Source organism: Desulfosarcina sp. (assembly GCF_033791525.1).
In the GTDB taxonomy this organism is placed as follows: Bacteria; Desulfobacterota; Desulfobacteria; order Desulfobacterales; family Desulfosarcinaceae; genus Desulfosarcina.
In genome coordinates this window covers 1-5,037 of record NZ_JASJGN010000059.1, presented here as the reverse complement: position 1 = coordinate 5,037, position 5,037 = coordinate 1, and the positions used below count along the sequence as shown (strand labels likewise).

Genomic DNA, 5,037 nt, shown 5'->3' with positions numbered 1-5,037 from the left:
TGAAGGGGAAGTGAGGGATTGGGGATTGAGGGATTGGGGATTGGGAATTGGGAAGTGGGGAATAGGGGAATTGTGGAATGGGGGAATTGGGGAATTGGGGAATTGAACCCTCCCAGCGGCAAGCCGCAGGGAATGTGCTGCCTGTAACGGCAGTGCTGCGCAGCACCGTAAGGATAAAAAATCGATTTTCAGTTCGCTCGCTAACCCCGCTGCACCGCTGCTCGGCATCTCTGCTTCGCGCCGACCCCGGTGGCGGGATCTCCGCTTTGCTCCGACAAGCGGCTAGGAATGCGCTCGCTATCGCGGTTCAAAACTCCAAACTTTATGATCTTGAGGAAAGGACATTCCTATTCGCCAGAGCAGTAAGGTGGAAAAATCAAAATAGACGAAAGGTTTTGGTTTTGACTTCGTTTGAGATTTGGATATTGTAATTTGGAATTTATTTGAGATTTGTAATTTGTTATTTCCGGTTTAACCAGACTATGGGATTGGGAAATTGGGGAATTGGGGAATTTTAAAACGGGTGGTTAACCGATGATTTTTCGTGATGCACTTAAATGGGCCCTTCAATCGCTTGCCGGCCAGCGACTGCGCAGTTTTCTCACCATCCTGGGTATTGCCGTGGGAATTGCCGCCGTAGTTCTGCTCACCTCGCTGGGAGAAGGCGTTCACCGGTTCGTGCTCGGAGAATTCACCCAGTTCGGCACCAACCTGATCGGGATCACACCGGGAAAGACTTCCACCACGGGCGTTTCCGGTGCGGTGATCAGCAATGTCAGGCCCCTTTCCATCGACGATGCCGTAGCCCTGTCCCGGATTCCGCGAATTCTGGACACCGTGCCGGTGGTGCAGGGTAACGCAGCCGTGGAGTCCGGCCCGCGCACCCGGCGGACGTATGTGTTTGGCGTCGGTGCGGCCGCACCGAAAGTCTGGCAGATGGCCGTGGCCCAGGGCCGGTTCCTCCCCGAGGATTATGCAGCCGGTGCGCGCGCATTCGCCGTGCTGGGCAGCCGGGTCAGCCATGAGCTTTTCGGCGGGTCGAACCCTCTGGGAAAACGAATCCGCATCGGCGGGGAACGCTACCGCACCATCGGCGTCATGGCCACCAAGGGGCAGATGCTGGGATTCGACCTGGATGACGCGGTCTATATCCCGGCTTCGCGGGCCCTGGCGATGTTCAACCGCGAAAGCCTCATGGAGATCGATGTGTTGTTTGCCGCCGGCAGCAGTGCGGACAAAATTTCAGACCGGATCAAATCCCTTTTAATATCCCGTCACGGGAGCGAGGATTTCACTATCGTTACCCAGACCCAGATGCTTGATGTACTGGGCTCGGTGCTGGGTGTGCTGACCCTCGCCGTGGGGGCCATCGGCGGGATTTCCCTGCTGGTGGGCGGTGTCGGTATCACCACCATCATGACCATCGCCGTACGCCAGCGCCGTGCGGAAATCGGCCTGCTGCGTGCACTGGGAACCGGGCGAGGCTGGATCATGGGCCTGTTTGCCATCGAAGCCACCCTGCTGGGCGGCATCGGCGGGATCGCGGGCGTCATACTGGGCACCGGCGGCGCATGGGTCCTGGAAACGCTGGTGCCCAAACTGCCCACGCATACCCCCATGTCCTATGTAATTCTTGCGGAAGTCCTGGCGGCGGTCATCGGCCTGCTGTCGGGCATCCTTCCGGCCCGCCAGGCGGCCCGGCTGGATCCCATCCAGGCGTTGCGCGCGGAGTGAGGCGCTTTCAGATCCAGGCCTTTTTATGGACGATGGCCTGAATTAATGCTAAGTTGAAAATCAATTTTGACGGATTCGTAATAAGCCCGATATCGGCGTTACGCTTCATCCTTCGGCACTGCGGCGTACCGAAAGTACGCTGCCTTCGGCACCCGCGAATGCGGTATTCTCAGGATGGAACATGAATGTTCGCCGTAATGATGAAGATCGATATACTGTTCGCTCGCTTAAGCTCGCTTTCGCGGCCCGCAAGCCTTGATCTCGGGCTTCTTACGAATCCGTCGGGAATGCGACTTCTAAGGAAGCGTGCCCCAATAGAAGGCCCATTTTTCGTAGGAGCGGCTTCCCGTTTCCTTTCGGATTTATGTCCATGCAGGGACTGGAAATGCTTTTTACGAGTTCATCAATTATTCAGAGGCAATGCTAACAATCCAAGAGGGAGAGACAGATGAACATCGCGCAGAACGTTGAACGTGCCGCCAGGTTATTCCCGGACAAAACGGCCATCCTCTTTGAAGGGACCCATCTGACATACATAGAATTGAACGCCAGTGTCAACCGGATAGCCAGTGCCCTGCTTACGGAGGGAATCGCCAGAGGCGACCGGGTAGCGCTTTACCTGCCGAACATTCCCGCATTTGTGATCAGCTACCTCGCCACCGTGCGCATTGGTGCCATTGCCGTATCGGCGAACGCCATGCTCAAAGCTGAAGAATTGAAGTATATATTGGATGACGCCGGGGCAGTGCTGCTGTTTACCGTGAGTGAACTGCTTGAGAATGTCAACCCGGACAACTATCCACAGTTGCGCAAAATCGTGGTTTGCGAGGGTGAAGGGGCCGGACATCCAACCCTCGACGACTGGCTCAGCGAGGGTAATGAGACTTTTAACGGAACGGACATGGATCCTCAAGACCCTGCCGTATTGCTCTATACGTCGGGGACCACGGGATTTCCCAAAGGCGCGACACTCACCCATGGAAATGTCGTTTCCAATATATGGACAACCGTTCACCACGCGGGCTTTACCGCCGATGATCGCATGATCCTCTTTTTGCCCCTGTTTCACGTGTTCGGGCAAAACTTCATCATGAACGCCACCTTTCTGGCCTGCGCGACACTGGTGCTGCATCGCCGTTTCGTGCCCGACCAGGTCCTGGCATCCATCCGCAACGACAAGGTGACCATGTTTTTCGCGGTTCCGACGATTTACATTCACCTGTTGAATATGGATGTGGACCCCGCGGACCTCGCCTCCATCCGGTACGAGTTCTCTGCCGCCGCCACCATGCCGCAGGAAATTTCGGCCCGGTGGACCGAACGCTTCGGACGCCCCGTATACGAGGGTTATGGTCTCACGGAGTGTTCGCCCTTTGCCTGCTACAATCACGACTTTAATCATAAATTCGGCAGTGTGGGCACCCCGGTGGAGAACTTCGAAATCAAGATCTTCGATGAGTCCGACCAGGAGATGCCCCTCGGCCAGTGGGGCGAAATCTGCGTTAGAGGGCCGGGGGTCATGCAAGGATATTGGAACAAGCCCGAGGAGACGGCCCGTGCACTGCGCAACGGATGGCTTCACTCCGGGGATATCGGCACCATGGACGAGGACGGCTACGTGTTTATCGTCGATCGGGTCAAGGACATGATCAACATGGCGGGTCTCAAGATCTGGCCAGCAGAAGTCGAGCAGTTTCTCTACCGGCATCCTGCCGTCATGGAACTTGCCGTTTACGGCATTCCGCACCCGGAAAAAGGAGAGATTGTCAAGGCCACCATCGTCTTGAAGGAGGGGGCAACAGCCACCGCCGAGGAGATCAATGACTACTGCCGCAAACATCTCGCCGTGTATAAAGTCCCTTCTGTGTTCGAATTTGTGGATGAACTCCCCAAAAGCCCCACCGGCAAGATCCTCAAACGGATATTGCGGGACAAGGAATAAACCGTCTGACTCACTGGGCACGACGTCGGCCCTGAAAGCGGCCAACAGGAATAAGGAGAAGTAGAGACATGAATCCTATCGGCCCGGTAAATGCCCTTTATCCCATGCCCACCACGTTGGTGGGCGCAACCGTGAACCGCAAACCCAATTTTCTGGCGGTGGCGCACGTGGGGATACTGAACCACGGAACCCCCCAGTATCTTTCAATCGGCCTCGCCAAGGCCCACTATTCCAACGCTGGCCTCCATGAGAATCGGACGTTCAGCATCTGCCTGCCGTCCGAGGACCTGATGGTGGAAACCGATTACTGCGGGACCATGACCGGCAAGAAGACCGACAAAGCCGCGCTGTTCGATGTTTTCCATGGCGAACTGAAAACAGCACCCATGATCCGCCAGTGCCCGGTCAACATGGAACTCAAGCTCCATGATGTGCTGGATTTTCAGACCCATGAAGTCTTTATCGGTGAACTGGTTCAGACCTATGCGGATGACGGTGTCATGACCGACGGAACAATCGATATCGCGAAAATGCGGCCGCTGCTCTTCGATATGGCCAGTGTCAGATACTGGCGGCTGGGTCCGGCCTTAGGCAAGTGCTGGAGTGCGGGCAAATCGTTAAAGCGGTCGTAGCATGAAAGCAAGGGTCGTCGACAGGCCCGGAACGCCGGAAACGACGAGGATTTCGGTTCAAACGGGTATCAGAATCTCCTGAACCAGGTCGGGTTGGTCCGGATCATGGGGCTCGGTGTTGAAGGCGACCAGCAGGTTGTCGATTTCACCCGTATTCTGGATGGCATGGGCGACTCCGGGCGGAATGATCAAGCGGCAGGTCGTGTCGGCGGAAATGGAGATGTCCCTTGTTGCATTGTCCTCGCGGATCCGGACCAGGGCCGGTCCGCAAACCACGAGCGTCTCCGTGCCCCGGACGTGGTAGTGATTCCCCCGCACGGCCCCGGGTCGGCTCACCACGACATGCGTATTCCTCTGGTTTGCAAGAAGTTCTCCCTGCACCGGTTCGAATACAAATCCCCGTGAATCCGAGAAACGGTTGACGGTTTCCTCTTTAATCATTTTCTTTACAACGAATCATTGATGAACTCATAAAAAGTCGCATTTCCGACGGATTCGTAAAAAGCCCGAGATCAAGGCTTGCGAATCCTGAGGAATGAGGAGTACTTACGGTACGCCGCAGTGACGAAGGATGAAGCGTAACGCAGATATCGGGTTTTTTACGAATCCGTCAAACTTATTGGTGAGCGGATGACAACGCCGATCGATATGATTGCCCTTTTCATGCTGGGCTTGTTGGGTACCGGTCATTGCATCGGCATGTGCGGGCCCCTGGTAGTGGCCCTGCCC

General features: G+C 56.0%; 5 protein-coding genes. 4 read left to right on the top strand and 1 reads right to left on the bottom strand.

Annotation, left to right across the window (positions count from 1 at the left end):
• Positions 1–534: 534 nt before the first annotated feature.
• From QNK41_RS02900 to QNK41_RS02890, 3 genes are all read left to right on the top strand, one after another.
• Positions 535–1,734 carry an ABC transporter permease gene (locus QNK41_RS02900; RefSeq protein WP_319253566.1) on the top strand — a complete coding sequence of 400 codons (1,200 nt, stop codon included), beginning with the start codon at positions 535–537 and terminating at the stop codon, positions 1,732–1,734.
• A 448-nt stretch (positions 1,735–2,182) separates the two neighbouring features.
• On the top strand, positions 2,183–3,676 hold the full coding sequence (locus tag QNK41_RS02895; protein WP_319253564.1) for a long-chain fatty acid--CoA ligase: 1,494 nt from the start codon (positions 2,183–2,185) through the stop codon (positions 3,674–3,676).
• A gap of 68 nt (positions 3,677–3,744) precedes the next feature.
• Positions 3,745–4,308 (top strand): flavin reductase family protein, encoded by a 564-nt coding sequence (locus QNK41_RS02890; RefSeq protein WP_319253562.1) that lies wholly within the window; start codon positions 3,745–3,747, stop codon positions 4,306–4,308.
• 57 nt (positions 4,309–4,365) lie between these two features.
• Here the strand turns inward: QNK41_RS02890 and QNK41_RS02885 are convergent, their stop codons facing one another.
• Complete coding sequence (locus QNK41_RS02885; RefSeq protein WP_319253560.1) at positions 4,366–4,749, bottom strand: cupin domain-containing protein; 384 nt, start codon at positions 4,747–4,749, stop codon at positions 4,366–4,368.
• 189 nt (positions 4,750–4,938) lie between these two features.
• Here QNK41_RS02885 and QNK41_RS22935 point away from each other — a divergent pair.
• Positions 4,939–5,037, top strand: a 99-nt coding sequence (locus tag QNK41_RS22935; protein WP_413815108.1) for a sulfite exporter TauE/SafE family protein, incomplete at its 3' end; no start/stop codon positions are given.